This window comes from Paenibacillus sp. FSL E2-8871, from assembly GCF_038000345.1.
Taxonomy (GTDB): Bacteria; Bacillota; Bacilli; order Paenibacillales; family Paenibacillaceae; genus Paenibacillus_AQ.
In genome coordinates this window covers 1,435,291-1,452,216 of sequence record NZ_JBBOBV010000001.1, presented here as the reverse complement: position 1 = coordinate 1,452,216, position 16,926 = coordinate 1,435,291, and the positions used below count along the sequence as shown (strand labels likewise).

The 16,926-nt window shown below is 44.5% G+C and carries 28 protein-coding genes; 27 read left to right on the top strand and 1 reads right to left on the bottom strand.

Going from position 1 to position 16,926, the window contains the following annotated elements; genetic code table 11:
- Positions 1-123: 123 nt before the first annotated feature.
- The 25 genes from NYE25_RS06665 (at position 124) to NYE25_RS06545 (ending at position 14,453) form a co-directional block, all read left to right on the top strand.
- Positions 124-381 (top strand): helix-turn-helix transcriptional regulator, encoded by a 258-nt coding sequence (locus tag NYE25_RS06665; RefSeq protein ID WP_341145496.1) that lies wholly within the window; start codon positions 124-126, stop codon positions 379-381.
- Positions 382-591, top strand: a complete 210-nt coding sequence (locus NYE25_RS06660) for a hypothetical protein (RefSeq protein WP_143759992.1) — start codon at positions 382-384, stop codon at positions 589-591.
- A gap of 235 nt (positions 592-826) precedes the next feature.
- Positions 827-1,150, top strand: a complete 324-nt coding sequence (locus NYE25_RS06655; protein ID WP_341145495.1) for a DNA-binding protein — start codon at positions 827-829, stop codon at positions 1,148-1,150.
- A gap of 129 nt (positions 1,151-1,279) precedes the next feature.
- A complete protein-coding gene (locus NYE25_RS06650; RefSeq protein WP_341145494.1) occupies positions 1,280-1,795 on the top strand; it encodes an XRE family transcriptional regulator in 516 nt (171 codons plus the stop codon).
- Between the two features lie 9 nt (positions 1,796-1,804).
- On the top strand, positions 1,805-2,074 hold the full coding sequence (locus tag NYE25_RS06645; RefSeq protein ID WP_341145493.1) for a hypothetical protein: 270 nt from the start codon (positions 1,805-1,807) through the stop codon (positions 2,072-2,074).
- A 52-nt stretch (positions 2,075-2,126) separates the two neighbouring features.
- Complete coding sequence (locus NYE25_RS06640) at positions 2,127-2,378, top strand: AbrB/MazE/SpoVT family DNA-binding domain-containing protein (RefSeq protein WP_060622079.1); 252 nt, start codon at positions 2,127-2,129, stop codon at positions 2,376-2,378.
- A gap of 201 nt (positions 2,379-2,579) precedes the next feature.
- Positions 2,580-2,816 carry a hypothetical protein gene (locus NYE25_RS06635; RefSeq protein ID WP_341145492.1) on the top strand — a complete coding sequence of 79 codons (237 nt, stop codon included), beginning with the start codon at positions 2,580-2,582 and terminating at the stop codon, positions 2,814-2,816.
- Between the two features lie 98 nt (positions 2,817-2,914).
- Positions 2,915-3,175 carry a hypothetical protein gene (locus tag NYE25_RS06630; protein ID WP_341145491.1) on the top strand — a complete coding sequence of 87 codons (261 nt, stop codon included), beginning with the start codon at positions 2,915-2,917 and terminating at the stop codon, positions 3,173-3,175.
- Positions 3,172-5,160, top strand: a complete 1,989-nt coding sequence (locus NYE25_RS06625) for a hypothetical protein (RefSeq protein ID WP_341145490.1) — start codon at positions 3,172-3,174, stop codon at positions 5,158-5,160. The genes NYE25_RS06630 and NYE25_RS06625 overlap by 4 nt, the downstream gene beginning before the upstream one ends.
- A complete protein-coding gene (locus tag NYE25_RS06620; protein WP_341145489.1) occupies positions 5,161-5,400 on the top strand; it encodes a hypothetical protein in 240 nt (79 codons plus the stop codon).
- A gap of 13 nt (positions 5,401-5,413) precedes the next feature.
- Positions 5,414-6,358 carry a recombinase RecT gene (locus NYE25_RS06615; RefSeq protein ID WP_341145488.1) on the top strand — a complete coding sequence of 315 codons (945 nt, stop codon included), beginning with the start codon at positions 5,414-5,416 and terminating at the stop codon, positions 6,356-6,358.
- Positions 6,358-7,065, top strand: coding sequence for an MBL fold metallo-hydrolase (locus NYE25_RS06610; protein WP_341145487.1), 708 nt, complete (start codon positions 6,358-6,360; stop codon positions 7,063-7,065). The genes NYE25_RS06615 and NYE25_RS06610 overlap by 1 nt, the downstream gene beginning before the upstream one ends.
- Complete coding sequence (locus NYE25_RS06605; protein WP_341087458.1) at positions 7,062-7,241, top strand: hypothetical protein; 180 nt, start codon at positions 7,062-7,064, stop codon at positions 7,239-7,241. The genes NYE25_RS06610 and NYE25_RS06605 overlap by 4 nt, the downstream gene beginning before the upstream one ends.
- 27 nt (positions 7,242-7,268) lie before the next feature.
- Positions 7,269-8,249, top strand: coding sequence for a hypothetical protein (locus tag NYE25_RS06600; RefSeq protein ID WP_341145486.1), 981 nt, complete (start codon positions 7,269-7,271; stop codon positions 8,247-8,249).
- Positions 8,236-8,580: a hypothetical protein gene (locus tag NYE25_RS06595; protein ID WP_341145485.1), complete on the top strand. Its 345-nt coding sequence runs from the start codon at positions 8,236-8,238 to the stop codon at positions 8,578-8,580. The genes NYE25_RS06600 and NYE25_RS06595 overlap by 14 nt, the downstream gene beginning before the upstream one ends.
- Complete coding sequence (dnaB, locus tag NYE25_RS06590) at positions 8,573-9,982, top strand: replicative DNA helicase (protein ID WP_341147692.1); 1,410 nt, start codon at positions 8,573-8,575, stop codon at positions 9,980-9,982. The genes NYE25_RS06595 and dnaB overlap by 8 nt, the downstream gene beginning before the upstream one ends.
- A gap of 244 nt (positions 9,983-10,226) precedes the next feature.
- A complete protein-coding gene (locus tag NYE25_RS06585; RefSeq protein WP_341145484.1) occupies positions 10,227-10,388 on the top strand; it encodes a DUF6906 family protein in 162 nt (53 codons plus the stop codon).
- Positions 10,389-10,414: 26 nt separating this feature from the next.
- Complete coding sequence (locus NYE25_RS06580) at positions 10,415-10,603, top strand: hypothetical protein (RefSeq protein WP_341145483.1); 189 nt, start codon at positions 10,415-10,417, stop codon at positions 10,601-10,603.
- Positions 10,575-10,772: a hypothetical protein gene (locus NYE25_RS06575; protein ID WP_341145482.1), complete on the top strand. Its 198-nt coding sequence runs from the start codon at positions 10,575-10,577 to the stop codon at positions 10,770-10,772. The genes NYE25_RS06580 and NYE25_RS06575 overlap by 29 nt, the downstream gene beginning before the upstream one ends.
- The gene (locus tag NYE25_RS06570) at positions 10,723-11,136 is read left to right on the top strand and encodes a RusA family crossover junction endodeoxyribonuclease (RefSeq protein WP_341145481.1); all 414 of its coding nucleotides are present in this window, start codon (positions 10,723-10,725) and stop codon (positions 11,134-11,136) included. The genes NYE25_RS06575 and NYE25_RS06570 overlap by 50 nt, the downstream gene beginning before the upstream one ends.
- A 22-nt stretch (positions 11,137-11,158) precedes the next feature.
- Entirely contained in the window at positions 11,159-11,986 is an 828-nt protein-coding gene (locus NYE25_RS06565) for a hypothetical protein (RefSeq protein ID WP_341145480.1), read from the top strand.
- Positions 11,987-12,018: 32 nt separating this feature from the next.
- Positions 12,019-12,201, top strand: coding sequence for an IDEAL domain-containing protein (locus tag NYE25_RS06560; protein WP_341145479.1), 183 nt, complete (start codon positions 12,019-12,021; stop codon positions 12,199-12,201).
- Between the two features lie 4 nt (positions 12,202-12,205).
- On the top strand, positions 12,206-12,640 hold the full coding sequence (locus tag NYE25_RS06555; protein ID WP_341145478.1) for a DUF5348 domain-containing protein: 435 nt from the start codon (positions 12,206-12,208) through the stop codon (positions 12,638-12,640).
- 890 nt (positions 12,641-13,530) lie between these two features.
- Entirely contained in the window at positions 13,531-13,860 is a 330-nt protein-coding gene (locus tag NYE25_RS06550) for a LexA family protein (RefSeq protein WP_341145477.1), read from the top strand.
- A 92-nt stretch (positions 13,861-13,952) separates the two neighbouring features.
- Positions 13,953-14,453 (top strand): hypothetical protein, encoded by a 501-nt coding sequence (locus NYE25_RS06545; protein ID WP_341145476.1) that lies wholly within the window; start codon positions 13,953-13,955, stop codon positions 14,451-14,453.
- A 147-nt stretch (positions 14,454-14,600) separates the two neighbouring features.
- Here NYE25_RS06545 and NYE25_RS06540 read toward each other — a convergent pair whose 3' ends face one another.
- On the bottom strand, positions 14,601-15,845 hold the full coding sequence (locus NYE25_RS06540) for a hypothetical protein (RefSeq protein WP_341145475.1): 1,245 nt from the start codon (positions 15,843-15,845) through the stop codon (positions 14,601-14,603).
- Between the two features lie 45 nt (positions 15,846-15,890).
- Here NYE25_RS06540 and NYE25_RS06535 point away from each other — a divergent pair, with 45 nt between their 5' ends.
- Complete coding sequence (locus NYE25_RS06535) at positions 15,891-16,067, top strand: hypothetical protein (RefSeq protein ID WP_341145474.1); 177 nt, start codon at positions 15,891-15,893, stop codon at positions 16,065-16,067.
- A 124-nt stretch (positions 16,068-16,191) separates the two neighbouring features.
- Positions 16,192-16,803 carry a restriction endonuclease gene (locus NYE25_RS06530; protein ID WP_341145473.1) on the top strand — a complete coding sequence of 204 codons (612 nt, stop codon included), beginning with the start codon at positions 16,192-16,194 and terminating at the stop codon, positions 16,801-16,803.
- Positions 16,804-16,926: the final 123 nt, after the last annotated feature.

The following is a 16,926-nucleotide window of genomic DNA, read 5'->3' as shown; positions in this document are numbered from 1 at the left end:
TACCATTACCATATTGGTAAATAAACAAAATTGCCAATATGGTAAAAATATCGTTGACATTACCGAAATGGTAATGTATGATCAAATCACAAGTTACCGAAACGGTAATTCGGAGGTGATAGAGTGAAACGTGTAGATCTCGAAAAAATTAAAAGTCTACGTAAATGTATCGGCCTATCTTTAGAAGAAATGGCTAGCATTTTGGGATATGAAAGTCTCAATGGATACTATTATTTGGAGGTAGGTCGAGGGAAGTTCTCAGCCGAAGCTCTCGCAAAAGTAGCTGATACATTTCATGTTCCACTTGAACAGCTTTTTTTTGAAGATGAAGTTACCGATTCGGTAACGATGGAACCGTCTGCAGCCAAGGAGGTGATCTAAATGGATGAAGAACGAATTCGTGAGATCGTGCGGGAAGAGATGGCCGCCGCTGCAACGACGGCCAGCTTTGAAGAAGAATTGCAATTGATCGAGATTCGCCAAAGACGAATCGAACAAAAAGTTAAAGATCCAGCGAAACGCCAGCAGCTTTTAATTGCTTTAAAAGAGCAGCGTTGTTACCTTCAATCATCTTTGCAACAGCCCGAATAATTGCTTCATGAGATGACTCGTTCCATTTAGTTTTGGTATCAAACTTGGATAATTCTATATCATTATCCATTTCATCAAAAACATCAAGTGTAGAACCCTGGTATTCGACAAATCCCATTTGTTCTAAATCTTCATAAGAAAGTCCTAATTTCATAGTAGCCCTCCTTTCTGCAAGATTTGGACCATCTCATTTTAGCAGAAAGAGGAAACTAAATCAGTGAAGGATGTGATCTTAATGTCCATTGTAGTCATGGACAGCGATGACTTAGAACGGTTACTTGAAAAAGTAGTGTCTAAGGCAATCGAAGCTTACGCCGTACAAGTCCCGACTTCACTACCACCAGTGCTTAGTATTAAGCAGTTCATGGAACTTCTGGACATTAGCAGACCAACAGCCACTGAGGTTATGAGACGTCCAGACTTTCCAGTGAATCGTGAGTTTGGTAATCCACGGATACCGACAGCTTTGTTACTTCGGTGGATCGATGAACACACCGAGTGGATCGATAATAACGCTGGTGAAGATTTCAAAGCTAAACGCAGACATGCAATCGGATAAAGAAAACCCGCCGAGCTTTATCGGCAGCGGCGGGCAGGGATTGCGGTAAGGGGAATTGCTTAACAACATCATACATCAGGCCTCTGTCCGATAGCATCCCATAAAACGGACAAAGGAGTTGAAATCTAGTTGGCAATCGGACAGTTTGGAACCGCACTACAAGACGTATTGAAACGTTCTGGTGATAACCGGCATATTGCCGGAAAAGTAGCTAATGTCGATGCTTCTCAAATCGGGAAAATCGTTAAAGGGACGCGTAAAGCTTCCAGGCCAGTCATGAAGGCTGCGGTTGAGCACTACGATGATGGGCAGCTTTTCTTGGCAGCAGTAGCAGATGTTTCTGGGGGAGCCTTCTCACCTTGGCTGGATAATGTGGATCTGCATAGAGCAAGCGTCCTAATAAAAACCGTCGAGGAGATGAAGGAAGTACTTGTGGCATCGGGACAAGCACCAATCAGCAAAACTAATGAACAAATAACGGATGCAGAGCGACATCAAATAAAACGACTGCTTATGGAAACGGTGGAAGCTATCACGGCCCTGACTCATCTGGCTGCAGTGCTATGTAAAGAGTATTCCTTTAGTTGGTTGGGAACTTGGAAGGAGCATCGAGCTGAGCTAAAAGTTAAAAAATATTTGAAATGAGGGAGCGCTTTGGAAAGAGAACAATTGGTTGCTGAGGCAAGAAAAGCGGGTAAGCATGCAGCTCATAACCTGCAGATGATCCGGAAGAATCCGGATGTGATTCTACCAGGAAGGATTGAGGATGTTGAAGACTATCTGAATAATATGATCCGCATCGCTGAAGTAGAAATGAAAAATGACCGCCTGGCAGGGCAGTCACTTGGTTTGAAATCTCGGTTAGAGAATCTCTTGATGTCCATTCTAAACCCGAAGCGTGAAAAGCACAAGGTTACCCTTTGAGATTCAAATGCATTAATAAACTCTAAAAAATAATCTTACGGAGGCTAATAATATGAAATCAACTGGAATTGTACGTAAATTGGACGAGCTTGGACGGATCGTTATCCCTATTGAATTACGTCGCACTATGAATTTGGAGATCAAAGACCCTGTAGAGATCTTCGTTGACGACGACAAGATCATCTTCCGCAAGTATGCGCCTGGCTGTGCGATCACTGGTAGCCAGGAAGATTTGGTACCGTTTGAAGGGAAACTGTACAGCCGTTCAGTTATTCAAAAAATGGCAGCAGCAGCAAAGATTTAAGAAGGACGGGCACGGGCTTCGGCCCCTGTCTTGGGATGTCGGACCTTAGAAATAACCTTTCCTCCGTCCGGGATTCCAAGATGCGGCTGACGCATCCAAGGTGGTGGCGGATCACATAGGTCAAGGGAGCTGAAAAGGCCGTCTTTATTGGTGCAGTTACTCCCTCGCTCACCTTGCAAATACATAGAAAGGAGGCAGCTTATGCAAATCATTCAAAAGTTAACAGTGGTTAGTAATCCTACACGAGTATTTGAAGTTGGAACCGAGATTGATAGCCATGAAGTAATTGAGATTAAGCAGGTTGGTTCTGAGTATGAGGACCATGTTCATTCTGAGTATGTCGTTCTGGACGAAGATGGCCACATGATAGCCAGTGTCGAGAACGCTCCTGTAATCGTGGATTACAAGGAAATTGCTGAGCACGACAACGAAAAATAGCCCACTGGCATGGGCTATCTCAGTTCATTGAAAATCAAATTTTCTTGCCCCCACTATATCATGCTGGGGGCGCACTACACAAGAGGGGGAGTTCATCCATGCGTGGAACGCACACATTTCTCTTACATGAGGGAATCGTTGACTTCATCATCGATGCGGAGACCTACTTTAATCCTCCGGTTCTAAATATCCAGCAAGGTGGGGAATCCATTCAGCATCATTTTAGCAATGAGCAATTGGCTGAGCTGGAATACAAAATCCGGACTTATTTGGATGGTATCCGCTATCCAGAAACACCTGATCAACAAATGATATTACATGCTGAATGCAATGAAGCCATCGAGGAGGGAATCGCTTGAAACGTATCGTTTTGGAGCGCCTGACGCTCCGTAATTTCAAAGGTATTAAAGAACTTGTCCTCGCCGCAAATGGCGGGGATGCTGATGTCTATGGTGACAATGCTACTGGGAAGACCACTATGTTCGACGGCTTTGTCTGGCTCTTGTTCGGTAAGGACAGCCAGAACAAGGCTGACTTCGAGATTAAAGGTTTGGATGGAGCAGGGAAGGTTCTTCAGCACAAGTTGGAGCACGAGGTGGAGGGAGTTTTCTTGATCGATGGCCGCCGTCGTACTTTCCGCCGAGTATTTACTGAAAAGTGGACTAAGAAACGTGGTTCCGCGACGGATGCGTTCGAAGGACATGAAACGAATTACTTCATTGATGGTGTTCCTGTGAAAAAAGGAGAGTACACCGCCGAAGTTGATTCCATCATCAAAGAGGATTTATTCAAACTATTGACTTCACCTTCTTACTTCAATGAACAGCTAAAGAAAGAAGAGCGCCGTAAGACATTGTTGGAAGTGTGTGGTGATCTGACGGATGCCGAGGTAATCCACGGTAACAAAGAACTTGCTTCATTACCAGGTATCCTGGGAGATCGCGACCTTGAGTCACATAAAAAGGTTATCTCTTCCCGATGCACTGTGATTAATAAGGAGATCAAGGAGCTGCCAGTGCGGATCAGTGAAGTGCAGCGTCAAATGCCGGATGTTGCGGAGCTGGATGAAGAGCTCCTCAAGGAAGATATCGCGATCCTACGTAATCGGGTGGAATCAGGGGAGGCCGAGCTTTCCCGGATTCTTTCAGGTGGTGAGTTAGCGGTTAAGGAAAAGCGGCTTCGTGAAATTGAAGGCGAGCTGATCGATATTAAGAGTCGTATGCAGTCCAATGTGTTAGATAAGTTGGCTCTCAAACGTGATGAAGTGAACCGGATGCATAACGAGCTGGATAAGTACCGCCGTACAGTAGAGGACAAGGAACAACGTATCAAGCAGAATGAGCGCTTAGTTGCTGATCGTGGGCAAGAAGCAGATCGCTTGAGAACAGAATTTGCTGAGCTGAAGAGTCTTACCTTCGAACATCCTGATGGTCATGATGCCAATTGCCCAGCCTGTGGTCAGTCACTTCCAGAAGATCAAATTAAGGCAGCTCATGACAAAGCAGAGGCTGAATTTAATCGTCGGCTAGCGGAGCGTAAGGAGCGTATCAATAATTCCGGTAAAGCGGCGGTGGCTGAAGCTCAGAAATTCGAGCAGGAAATTATTCGGCTACGGGAAGAAATCGAAGGTTTGAACAGTACCCTAAAAACCCTGCAGGCAGCGGTCGCATCCGCTGATGATCAGCTAACTGTGTTACGTACAGGAGTCAAGGACCCAGCTACTGATCCTGAATATGCCAAGAAGCAGGCTGAAGCTACTCAAGTAAAACAGCAGATTGAAGTATTGAGAACTTCAGGTGAAGAAGCTGCTGCAACAACCCGTTCCGAAATTCGCCGGCAACGTGCTGAGATCGAAGAAATGGAACGTGATCTCGTTAAATTCGATGGTGTCCGCCGAGCGCAGATGCGGGTGATGGAGCTAGAGAAACAAGAGCGGGAACTTGCAGCGGAGTATGAGCGCCTGCAGCATGAACTGTTCCTCTGCGAGGAATTCACTAAGACCAAGGTCAGCATGCTGGATGCCAAGATCAACAGCAAATTCAAGCTCGCACGGTTCCGACTCTTTGAGGATCAAATCAACGGCGGGATCAAGGAAGTCTGCGACACGCTTTATAAGGGAGTTCCTTATGATGGTGGACTCAACAATGCGGCTCGTATCAATGTCGGTTTGGACATCATCAATACGCTAGGTGAACATTACGGATTCTCGGCTCCAATCTTTGTCGACAACGCTGAGGCAGTGACCAAGCTGATCGGCACAGACGCTCAGGTGATCCGACTGGTAGTAAGTGAAGCAGATAAGCGGCTGCGCATTGAGACGGCAGCTATACAGGAGGCGATTTGAATGTACGACGTACAGGAAAGCATTAATGCTCAGAAAAAGTATTGTGAGGAGCACCAAGCTCCTCATTTCGCGCCAAACAATGGCCGCTGTTGGTCATGTAATCAGAACATATATGAGCCTGGTCGCCATGTATGGAAGGGAAAATCCGATGGACGTGAGTCATCGGGGATTACTGTTGAAAAAGCTGCTTCCGAACTGGTTACTGGTTGTCCACACTGCAACAGAACGTATTGCGATTAAGGAGGAGATTTAATTGAGTACAGCACAACTTGCTTTAGTAAAACGCGACACCGTCGATGTGGTGGCAGAGAAAGTAAGGCAGTTTCAGGAACGCGGAGAGATTCACTTCCCCGCAAATTACAGTCCGGAGAATGCCATGAAATCAGCGTGGCTTCTCCTTCAAACTGTTCAGGATAAGAATTATAAGCCCGCTCTTGAGACATGCACGAAGGATAGTATAGCGAACTCATTGCTGGATATGGTTGTTCAGGGTTTGAATCCGGCTAAGAAACAAGGTTACTTCATCGTGTACGGTACAAAGCTCACATTCCAGCGGAGTTACTTTGGGACGATGGCAGTCACAAAAAATGTTACAGGAGCTTCTGACATCGATGCTCAGATCATCTACCAGGATGATGAATTTGAATTCGAAATTGTTCGCAGTCGTAAGAAAATCACTAAGCATAAATCAGCGTTTAAAAACATCGATGATAGCAAGATTATTGGAGCATACTGCACGATCTATTGGGAAGACGGTAATGAGTACACCGAGATTATGACCATGAGTGAGATTCGTCAATCATGGAAGAAGTCGAAGCAAGGACCCGACAAGGAGAACAGCACGCATAATGAATTCCCTGGTGAGATGGCAAAGCGTACTGTCATTAATCGAGCATGCAAGGCTTATATGAACACCTCCGATGATAGTAGCTTGATCATGAAACATTTCAAGGCACAGGATGAAATGATTGCTGAAGCTGAGGTGGAAGCGGAGATTGCAGAACATGCGAACGGAGAGATTATTGATATCACACCGGAAGCAGCATCGGATAAAAAGGCTACTGCAGCTCCAACAACAGAGAAGTCAAAAACTACTGAGACCAAACGACAACCGACTGAAAATAAGGCTCAAACTGGTAATGATCCTAACAATTTTGCTGATGATGTCCCTCCTCTTGAACAAGAGATGCAGTTCTGATGATTGACATCCAATGTCTCGGCTCTAGCAGCGCTGGTAACGCCTATCGCATATCTGACGGGCATACCGGGCTTCTGCTGGAAGCCGGTTTTCCTTATAAGTCGATACAACGGGCGCTTAATTTTAGAATGTCGGACATTGCAGGTTGCCTCATTACACACGAGCACCTGGACCATAGTAAGGCTGCTCCTGACATCATGCGAGCAGGTATAAACATTTATACCAGTCAAGGAACGGCGGATGCCAGAGGGTTGTCAGGACATCGTCTGAAGGTCATTAAGGCGCTGGAGCAATTCACGATAGGTACATGGACAATCCTACCGTTTGATATTCAGCATGATGTCGAGGAGCCGCTAGGCTTCCTGCTTGCCAATACAGTGGGAGATAAACTAGTCTTCCTGACTGATACCTACTATTGCCGGCATCGATTCAAAGACCTTACTCACATCATGGTGGAGTGCAATTATTCCCTAGATATCGTTAAGAAGCGGGTGGCTGCAGGTCACTTGCATCCTGCTCAAAAGAAACGGCTGCTTCGTTCTCACTTCGGATTGGAGAATGTGAAAGATTTTTTGAAAGCCAATGATACCCGTAATGTTGAGGAAATTTGGTTACTGCATCTGTCTGACGGTAATAGTGACGCAGAGCGCTTTAAGAGAGAAATTCAGGAGACTACCGGCGCACTTGTGAGGGTGGCAGATCGATGATCAACGATAAACCTATGATGCAGAGCATGATGGGGGAGCGGATCTGGAAGCTGATGAAGGTAGATCAAGAAGAGTTTAAGCGGGAGACACGAGAATACTTCGCGCGAGCTTACCCAGGCTGGACGGTGAAGCGGGTGAAATATCCGATCGTTTACCTCCAGGATGATAGAGATTGATATGAATGATTTATAGGGGATGATTGAATGCCCGAAGGCAGTTACCCGTTTCCGACATACTCAGGGCTTTTGCAGCCACAACATTACAAACAAATAGGCAGCGCGATATGGCTTTTCCTGTGGTGTATCAGCTCCACGACATCGGAGAAGGAAAGAGAGGGAACTGTCTGGGGTATTGTCCTCGGGAACAAGCCGATCCGCAGCAGTGAGTTGGAGGAAACTTTCGGAGTGACCGGAAGAACAATCCGCGATTGGATTAAAAGATTAGAGGAGCATGGTTACATACGAGTGACCCGCGCTCCATATGGACTTATTTTCAGTGTTCGGAACTCAAAAAAGTATCAAAATAGACCGGAAGTAAACTTCCACTCTGACGATGGAGATAGGAAAAAAACTTCCGATCTGGAGGATGGAGATAGGAAGAAAACTTCCGATCACCCGGAAGAAAACTTCCGATCTAATAAAGATATTATAAAGATTTTGATTGATAGATGGATTGATGGCTTGGAAGAAGATGATCAAAAAGAGTTGAGTTCAAGGTCCGGGGTTCTTACCACCGCTGTGGGTGCCGTCTCCACAGGCAAAATAGACTTTGATAAACCGATAGTCGAACAGCGTGTCCTTCAAATCGAGCAGTACTACTTGCAGCGTAACGGGCTACTCAGTCCCGTGCCTACTGATTGGGAACATGTTCGTGAGATTGCGAACGAGGCCATGCCGCTGGATCTCGTATACTTTTTTATCGACCTGGCAATAGCCCGAAAAAAAGCCAAACGGAGGAGACCTTCGGATAAGATCCGGACTTTCTCGTATTGCAAAACCGTGATTTATGGCTGCTGGGATGAATTGTCCTCATTTCTTGAGCGGTACCTAACTCCCCCTGCATCTTCACAGCAGGGAACAGTCGCCCTGGGAGCCTCAAGAGAGCGTCGAAAAAGCCAACGTCAACAGGAAATTGAAGATTTAGAACAGTTCATCGAGGAGGAGAAGAAGCGTGGAAGTGGTTGAAGTTGCTCAGCTTTACCGAGAGATCAAGAAGCATTTCCCGTTTTTTGATGCTTCTGTCGAAAAGGTGAAAGCAGATTATAAATATCTCAAAGATTTTCCGGTGGAAACAGCCCAGGAGAATATTGATCGCTATATTCTGACTGAAACGGTAGAGCCAAAGATTGCAAATATTCGTGGCCGGTTGGGCGATTTGCAAGATAGCCAGCGTAGCAAGGAAGCTGCTGCAGAACATTTTGCCAATCTCGATGAGTGGGGTTCTAGCGATAAACCACCACCTGAAGGTTACTGGGAAACAGTAATGCGGAAGCTTCGAGGTGAAACGAATGCTTGATCGTGATGTTTTTTTAGAGGCGACGGGAATTGAAATGCCAGTTGACCTTCAAGCCGAGCAAGCAGTACTGGGTGCGTCCTTGATAGATCAGTCGGCTTATGAAGCTTCGGCAGATATATTGCAAGGCGGGGAATTTAGCGACGAAGGACATGCACGGATATACAGAGCGATGCGTCGTCTCAGCAATGCGGAACAGCCTATTGATTTGATCAGCCTGACTTCACAACTACAGGACAGCGAGGAAATCGACAAGGTTGGTGGGGTTAGTTACCTGTCGAAGTTGGCTCATGCAGTGCCGACAACAGCGAACGCAGCCTACTATGTTGAGCGAGTACAGGAGATGTTCCTTCGTCGTCAAGCGATTGATACGGCCCTAGATCTACTTCGCAATGCTGGGGAGGAGCAGGATGTTAAAGGGTTCGTTGTAATGGCTGAGACTGCTGTATCTAAACTCTCAGACCAGACGGTTCCAGTACGTGAGTTTATTGGGATCAAAGATGCATTGATGCAGGTCTGGGAAGAGGCAGAGCAGCGGTACAACGTCCGTGATATAAACCGCGGAATCACAGGGATTGAGTCTGGGTTTACTGATCTCGATAAGATGACTGCCGGATTCCAGAAAAACGACTTAATTATCGTAGCGGCACGGCCATCGGTTGGTAAAACGGCTTTTGCACTGAACATTGCTCAAAATGTCGGAGTACGAGCGAAGGAGACCGTCGCTATCTTCAGTTTGGAGATGAGTGCCGCGCAGCTTGTACAAAGAATGATTTGTGCTGAAGCCCAGATCGACGCTAGTCGTATGCGAACAGGGAAGTTTGAAGGTGATGATTGGGAACGCATGGCAATGGCCGTTGGATTATTGTCGAAGGCGGATATTCACATTGACGATACCCCTGGTATAACGGTTAACGAGATTCGTGCTAAATGTCGTCGGCTGAAGAAGGAGCGCAGGCTGGGAATGATCGTGATCGATTATCTGCAGCTCATCCAGGGTAGAGGGCGCAGCGGTGCGAACCGGCAGGAAGAGGTATCACAGATTAGCCGAACCTTGAAGCAAATAGCCCGGGAACTTGAAGTGCCAGTTATCGCCTTATCCCAACTCAGCCGAGGCGTTGAGCAGCGACAGGACAAGCGTCCGATGATGAGTGATCTTCGTGAATCGGGAGCAATTGAGCAGGATGCAGACATTGTAGCGTTCCTTTACCGTGACGACTATTACGACAAGGAAACCGAGAAAAAGAACATCATTGAAATCATTATTGCTAAGCAACGGAACGGTCCCGTAGGTACAGTGGAACTGGTGTTCATGAAGAATTACAACAAATTTGTAAATTACGAACGAGCGCAGAATGAACCAGCACCACGGAAAGACATTGAAAAGCGCCAATGGGCGCAGTAAGGAGCCGATATGGAAGAGCGATTTTACGGATTTTGCTTCCCAGAACCGGGCACCTGGCATACTCCTTCGGTGACACTGAACACTCCGGAGGAAGTCTATCGCTATACGCAACTCCATGGTAGAACCGGAATATTTCGAGAGATCCGTGTCACCGATTCTGATGATTTTATGGTGGTGTAGATGATTGACGGTAAATACATCTGGCCAGAAGAGTGGAAGCAACTGAATAAGGGGGAAGCAAGCAATGAAGCAGGGGAAGCGGCCAACGAAGAAGCAGAAAATCATGATTGCAGCAGCGAAGGGGCTGGTGCTGGAGAATTGGTTGGTGGAACGGGAAACGCCGACACAGCTTGTGTTGATTCATCGAAAATCTGGCAAACCGAAGACGATCAGTAAGGGGGCCTAATGATGGGTAGGAGGAATTACTGGCACGTGTATAACCAGATGCGTCGTCATTATATAAATACCGGAGTTGCTCAGGGACGTACAGATCTGCTAGCTGAGTTTTCTGATATGGATCCAGCGGAAGTGGATGAGGGTATTGCTGAGTTTGAGTTAGCAATCGGTATACGAATGAGAGGAGTAGATCTTAATGGTTGCAAAGAAGCGCAAGCCAATTGATCCGTTCTTTCAGCAACAAAATTATTTCGCTGTTGTGGATGAGACTGGAGCAATGGCAGGCATGGTATACGTACTTGATACAACGATGATGCCAGCTAAACATCGAGGGGGAAAACGTAATGATTCAGTTTACGGTGTACGGAGAACCAGTCGCCCAGGGCCGGCCTAAATTTAGCACTGCTGGTGGATTTCCAAGAGCCTATGATCCCGCTAAATCAAGAGACTATAAGGATTATGTTCGATTGGCTGCCAGTGAACATGCACCAACTGCTCTTCTGGATGGTCCGTTGGGAATTGCGGTTACAGCCTATCGTTCCACACCCAAGAGCTTTAGTCAAAAGAAGGCGGCGGCAGCTGAGCGCGGTGATATTCTCCCAGTTACTAAGCCTGATGCGGACAACTATTTGAAGGGTGTTAAGGATGCGCTGAAGGGCATCATCTGGAAGGATGATAGCCAGGTAGTGGACGCTTTTGTCCGTAAGCGGTACAGTGCTAGACCGCGTATAGAAGTGAAGATCAAGGAACTCCAATAAAAAACTTGAGGGGAAGATCGATATGATAAAGGATTATGCGAAATTTAGTGCGACGGTAGCAAAGGGGATCAAGGTTGGTGACACAGAGGTTGAAATTAAACTGCTACTTCCGCTGAGAGTCATGCAGGAGAACTTCCTGTTTCTCAGCAGCAATCAGGGGGAAAAGATCAATGTCTTCATGGGAGATCCGCAGGCTGCTTTTGATTTCGATGAAGAGGACGGAGATATTTACCGGGAAGTCACTGGCCGTCTTGTCACAACTGATGCTTCCGGCATCGTGATGAGCACAGAGAAGCTTGGTGAAGAAGATCCCGATCAAAGTGACCTCTTCGAAAAGCAGGAGGGTGAATCGAGCGGCGAGCAGAAGAATGATGAAATTGAGATTGTTGAGCCGGATGCGGAAGAAGACACTAATGGCGTTCAATCATCAGAAGAAGATATTAATGATGGCGGTCCCGATGAGCATTCAGAGGGCTCAGAACTCGAACCGAATTGGCTGAATGATGGAGCTGGAACTGACGGCCAAGATAACGAAGGTGATCCTAATGAATCAGGGGAACAAGTCGAGAAATGTGAAAGTTCTGATCTTGGTGAAGCTTCTGCAGATGAGACAAGTAAGGAAGAACTGGATGCTTTTATCCTTGCTGAACGCCCAATCTTTCCTGAAGTCGAATATGATGGACAGCCAATCCCGTTCCCTGTTCTTCTAGAGAAACGTATCAATGAAGATAAGACATGGCGCGAGATCGCTAATGAAAATGGCATGACTAGTGGGCAATTGTCAACCAGATGGACGGCATATCGCAAGCTGGCAGCAAAGAAAATGAAGGATGGAGGAGGAGCAGCGTAAGCTGCTTTTCTCTTACCTAGGGAGGTGCCACCTTGATCTTTGCGGTTTATGCACTGGCAATTGATAAATACATCGAAGTGGTTTGGGAAACTGCAGTGCGGAAATATCGGATTTCAGAGCTACGAACACTGATCGACCAAGCGCTGGATGAGCGAGATGAAGAGAGCTTTTATCGGTATTCGACGGAGTTAAAAAGATTAAGGAAAGGGGAGTGAAGAAATGAAAAACCTAATACAGGTAGAGCTAGAGAAGCTTGAACCTCGGATTAAGTGGGTTACAAATATGATCAATGAAGCTGAAAATGAGGGGGTTTACAACGAGGGAGATCCTCAAGAGATGTATCTTCGGGGGATGTTCTATCAGATTAGCAGTAAATTGGACGAGGTTAGGCGGTATATACGCCAAGTGACGGCACCTGTGATTGAAGAAGGTATACTTCACAAAGGGAAAGATGGCAGGTACACAACCGGAAAGCATGCTTACTACACGTCCGGTGCTTCTATTGAATACTTGTTCGAAGATTCCACAGGAGAGAGTCGCTGGGTGTACTCCCATGTGGAGCACAATGGCAATGACTATTACATCGTTAACACCCCAGATTGTTCCATGGAAGGATTGAAAGTTCGAGTTAAGAAGCTCCTTCTCTGGGATTAGGAAACAGCCCCAAACTGGTGCGGTACGACTTCGAAGAAACTATAGAGGGTTCTCTGAGATAGCGGTACGCATCCGGTTCACTGGCAGGAGGCCTAAGCTGAGTTGCTACGCCGTCGACGCAAATTGCGACATAAGGAAAGGTGAAAATTCGGAAGTATTCATTTGATAGTATCGGGAAATATCAGTTTGCTGATTTGACTTAATACGCTAGGTAAGTATTCTTGTGGATGTAAACCAATTGCGAGCAATATGCTTATCGATATAACTGTAATCCAAATCAAACTTTTGTATACTCTTGATTTTATTTTTTTAGTGAAATGAAGAGAAAGTAACAAAATAAAAGTATTTAAAAACAATGTTGTTGGAATACTCCCTATTCTTGCAAGACCTGTATATGGAAAGTATTCGATTAATAAAAAAATGGCTAATACACTTGGTATCATGGCTAGAAAAAAAGTTATTATCATCCTTATCATGTCGGTCTCCTAATCAGGTTCTCTGTCTTTTTACAAAACGTTTTATTTATAGATAGCGAATTTCATCTTGAGATATTCGTGAACTGGAATAAAATATCCTGCCCTGCTTAATTGCTACGACTGATAATAATATTATTTCTTTTTGACGGAAACGAATCCGTTAGTTATTGCGCAGTACTAAGAAACACCACAATACCAATCTATCTATTAAGGGGTGAGAGGATATGAGCATACCAAGCCAAGGACACGGCAAAGTGGTGTTAAAGTAATGCGTGGGTGAATATGTGCAACTGAGTGACGATTTAACCCGGTTTTGGTGTGCGTGTGGTCAACCGTCAGTACATTGGTCTGAAGAAGTCCTATCACAGTATATCTTTAAATGCATCAAATGCAATTATAAGGAAAGAGGCAGCTATGACAAGTAGACCATTAACGAATCGCCAGGCAGAAACATTGGAGCTTATAAAAGGTTTCATCAATCAAAAAGGCTATGCTCCATCGGTTACCGAGGTTTCGGATCTCCTGAAGCTGAAGTCTCGTTCCACAGCGCATTCACTGGTTAAGCAGTTAGTGGACAAAGGTTACCTGGAGAAGACGGATAATGAAGTCCGGACGTTACGAGTGGTTGGGCAGAAAACTAGCGATTCGCTACAGTCACAGGAAGACTTAAGGGAGCAAAATTGGAGGTTACTGCTGGAGAATGTGGAGTTACGGAAGAAGCTTAAGCAGCTTGAAAAATACTGAGACATACAAAGACCCCCATATCCTTGGCTGGGGCGGGGGTCATTCTACCAAACTATTCCTCTTGATATTATAACATAAAGGGGAGTAGGGGGATGGCGATGGCATGGGGGATTTTCAAACAAAGTGAACTCTTTCCAAAAGCATCTGAAGAGGAGATCCAACAAACAGAATTCTACCTCGAAAAATATAAAATGATGCGCTTATTCATGCAGGATTTTGAAGATCATGAGAAGGAAATGGCCCAGGTGGCCATCGATGGAGAGGCAGCTCGGAGGATTGATCAAGATGAACTACACGCTGATAAAACTGCGAACGCCGTAATTCTGCAGGAAAAGCAAAAATGGGTTTACTCGCAGTATAAGCTTTTCACGAAGCTGATAGATCGGGCTCATAGTCAGGTCATTGATCCGGAGGCGAAGGAAGCAATTGATATTCGCTTCATCCAGGGATATTCAAGAAAGGAAACGATCATGTTTATGCGCAGAGGTGTGGCATCCAGTACCGTGGATCGTCGCATCGAAGCGGGTATTGAATCTATCGCATTCTCTTTGAAGTTGACTGGATTCTATGAATACATCAAAAATGAATTTTGACGACAATCTGGTGTATTTCGGGGTATTATGAACACCACTTGACGATTTGTCCCTGGTATATTGGTAATGTGGAAATCAGGCGAGAGTGGCACGTACGGCTGTAGCAATGCAGCATTGACCGAAGCGTACCCCCTCTCGTCTATTTTGTTATCTGATAAAGGGTAGTAAGTAATCTACAAAGTCTGAATACTTTTCATCAGTAGGGCGCTTATCGCCTTCTGAGGGAGTGCCTTTTGAACTTTGGTTAAGCTTTATGTTAGCTGTTTCTATTCTGAACTCAAGGTTTACATCAACGAATCCAGAAGGTACGAGTGTTCCGATCTTTAAAAATTCAATTTTCCTTTGCTCGAGTAATGTTGCTAGATTGCTCCAATAAAGCTTATCTGTAGAGATGCACTTAAAGCCTTTATCAGATATAGCAACTTCTGCAAAGCTAGTTGTACTTTCATCTCTTTGGTTTCTAAATTTAATGCCGACAACGTCTCCGATTTGTGAAAGATCTAAAGAGGAAGATATTATGGCCAGTACAGTATTCGATACGTATGTTTGAGTAGTAACTCCGTTTTCGTGATTTGTAGGGAAATTTGAATCGATTAAAGAAGAGAAATTATCAATATGCTGCTGAAATTTTGTTAACTCTTTATGAGCCGCTTCTCTTTTCGGTTGTAGTAAGTGTTCTTCTAGTCTGAATAACGATGCCCTGAAATTACTTAGCCTTTTATAACTGAAAAAGGGTTGTAAAGAATCAAGGAATTTCAATGTTCTTTCAATGCGGCCCTCAAGAGTCCTGACACCAATTTGGCTGCTCTCAATTTTATCTACATCTTTTAATCTTACATGAAGTAGATTACGTCTAAAATCTATTTCAATTAGAGTAGCATAAACAGCTAGCTCAGGTTCTTTGTTTTTTTCTTTAAGAGTAATTAAATTCTTATCTAAAAGCAAAAGCCTGATTGAATCACACTGATTTGTTCGGTGGCCAGCGATTACGAATTTTTCAAAAGTTTCTTTTTGGGATAGTCCTTTAAGTATGTTTTTTTCCTTGGGGACACCCCATTCATTCAATGTGCTTTGGATTGACGCTTCAGATTTGGATATTTGATTAGAATCTTCTAAATTAAATAAAAACGAGGTGAATAGTTTATCTTCAATTAATAAGAACAATAATTCATCAAGGTCCACTAATGAAATTGCACCAGTTTGAAGGCCTAAAACTAATGTCATGCATACATTTTTAACAGGGTCTAAATTTTCATCATCTTGTCTATTCTTAGAGTAAACGCTATTGAAATCAGGATATTTCCCCATGATTTTCAAATGACTTAGAACTATAGTTTTGTTGATAAATGGTTTGAAATACATTAATTTATCAAAAATGTCTTCGTAATTCATATACACCCCGCCTTTAAATTAAATTCATACTGGAGGATTGTCAAAATGAAATTTGAAATATTCACTACCGATAGTTACCTTGGAAAACTTGACAGTGAGAGCATTTTTGATGAAAAAACAAATATTGTTGCGGTTGGTTCATTGATTGTTGTAGATGGAAAAAAGTGTGTTGTAAAAGATGTTGTTGTAAGACAAGATGGAGACATTAAATTGATAGTATAGAGGATTTTTACAAATGATACCCCGAAACCCTCCGTTCTACCTATGACTTTCGACATGTTTAGAGGAAAATCCTTCCTTAATGGAGAATATTGTACTATACGAAGTTCTTAACGGAGGGGTTTCGATGGCAAGAAGGAAGAGTAAGGCGAAGCAGGAAGAGGAATTTATAAACGGAGTAATGGTACTGTCGTTGTTCGGATCATTTGCCATAACTTATACATTAACCAAGTCGGTTCAAGCTTCAATTATTGTATGTATCTTAGTCGTAGCAGTCGTTATTGCGGCACTGATATCCCGAAAGTTGAAGCATAAGGAAAGATTGAAGAAGTCGGGTATTGCTGAGATCGATAAAATGGAGGGTGTTCAGTTCGAACAATACCTCGGTCACTTATTCCGATCTCAAGGATACAAAGCTGAGGTTACACGAGCAGCCGGGGATTATGGTGCTGATCTGGTCATATCAAAAGACGGCAAGCGAATTGTTGTCCAGGCTAAACGGTACAGCAAGAATGTCGGTCTGAAGGCAGTGCAGGAGGTTCGTGGAGCAGTTTCACATTACGGCGCTTCAGCTGCTTGGGTTGTAACGAATAGAGATTATACTGAGCAGGCTTACAAGCTAGCAAAGTCGAATAACGTGCGACTTATTGGTCGTGAAGAGCTTATCGAAATGCTTCTGCAAATGAGAGAGAAGATGACAGCTGCTAAAAGAGCCAGTAATGCTAAGACGAGTGCTTAAGCGAAATAGTGAGCAATACAAAGCATGATGTGTGAATAGATGTACTCAAGCCTGCTATTCACTGTTGGCAGTTTTGACTCTTATTTCGCCGGCTCTGTAAAATGGTCTTGTGCTCCTTTGTCA

Coding starts and splice junctions, on each gene's coding strand:
- NYE25_RS06660 (WP_143759992.1), top strand. CDS start 382: ATGGATGAAGAACGAATTCGTGAGATCGTGCGGGAAGAGATGGCCGCC.
- NYE25_RS06655 (WP_341145495.1), top strand. CDS start 827: ATGTCCATTGTAGTCATGGACAGCGATGACTTAGAACGGTTACTTGAA.
- NYE25_RS06640 (WP_060622079.1), top strand. CDS start 2,127: ATGAAATCAACTGGAATTGTACGTAAATTGGACGAGCTTGGACGGATC.
- NYE25_RS06635 (WP_341145492.1), top strand. CDS start 2,580: ATGCAAATCATTCAAAAGTTAACAGTGGTTAGTAATCCTACACGAGTA.
- NYE25_RS06630 (WP_341145491.1), top strand. CDS start 2,915: ATGCGTGGAACGCACACATTTCTCTTACATGAGGGAATCGTTGACTTC.
- NYE25_RS06620 (WP_341145489.1), top strand. CDS start 5,161: ATGTACGACGTACAGGAAAGCATTAATGCTCAGAAAAAGTATTGTGAG.
- NYE25_RS06610 (WP_341145487.1), top strand. CDS start 6,358: ATGATTGACATCCAATGTCTCGGCTCTAGCAGCGCTGGTAACGCCTAT.
- NYE25_RS06605 (WP_341087458.1), top strand. CDS start 7,062: ATGATCAACGATAAACCTATGATGCAGAGCATGATGGGGGAGCGGATC.
- NYE25_RS06600 (WP_341145486.1), top strand. CDS start 7,269: ATGCCCGAAGGCAGTTACCCGTTTCCGACATACTCAGGGCTTTTGCAG.
- dnaB (WP_341147692.1), top strand. CDS start 8,573: ATGCTTGATCGTGATGTTTTTTTAGAGGCGACGGGAATTGAAATGCCA.
- NYE25_RS06585 (WP_341145484.1), top strand. CDS start 10,227: ATGAAGCAGGGGAAGCGGCCAACGAAGAAGCAGAAAATCATGATTGCA.
- NYE25_RS06575 (WP_341145482.1), top strand. CDS start 10,575: ATGGTTGCAAAGAAGCGCAAGCCAATTGATCCGTTCTTTCAGCAACAA.
- NYE25_RS06570 (WP_341145481.1), top strand. CDS start 10,723: ATGATTCAGTTTACGGTGTACGGAGAACCAGTCGCCCAGGGCCGGCCT.
- NYE25_RS06565 (WP_341145480.1), top strand. CDS start 11,159: ATGATAAAGGATTATGCGAAATTTAGTGCGACGGTAGCAAAGGGGATC.
- NYE25_RS06555 (WP_341145478.1), top strand. CDS start 12,206: ATGAAAAACCTAATACAGGTAGAGCTAGAGAAGCTTGAACCTCGGATT.
- NYE25_RS06550 (WP_341145477.1), top strand. CDS start 13,531: ATGACAAGTAGACCATTAACGAATCGCCAGGCAGAAACATTGGAGCTT.
- NYE25_RS06545 (WP_341145476.1), top strand. CDS start 13,953: ATGGCGATGGCATGGGGGATTTTCAAACAAAGTGAACTCTTTCCAAAA.
- NYE25_RS06540 (WP_341145475.1), bottom strand. CDS start 15,845: ATGAATTACGAAGACATTTTTGATAAATTAATGTATTTCAAACCATTT.
- NYE25_RS06535 (WP_341145474.1), top strand. CDS start 15,891: ATGAAATTTGAAATATTCACTACCGATAGTTACCTTGGAAAACTTGAC.
- NYE25_RS06530 (WP_341145473.1), top strand. CDS start 16,192: ATGGCAAGAAGGAAGAGTAAGGCGAAGCAGGAAGAGGAATTTATAAAC.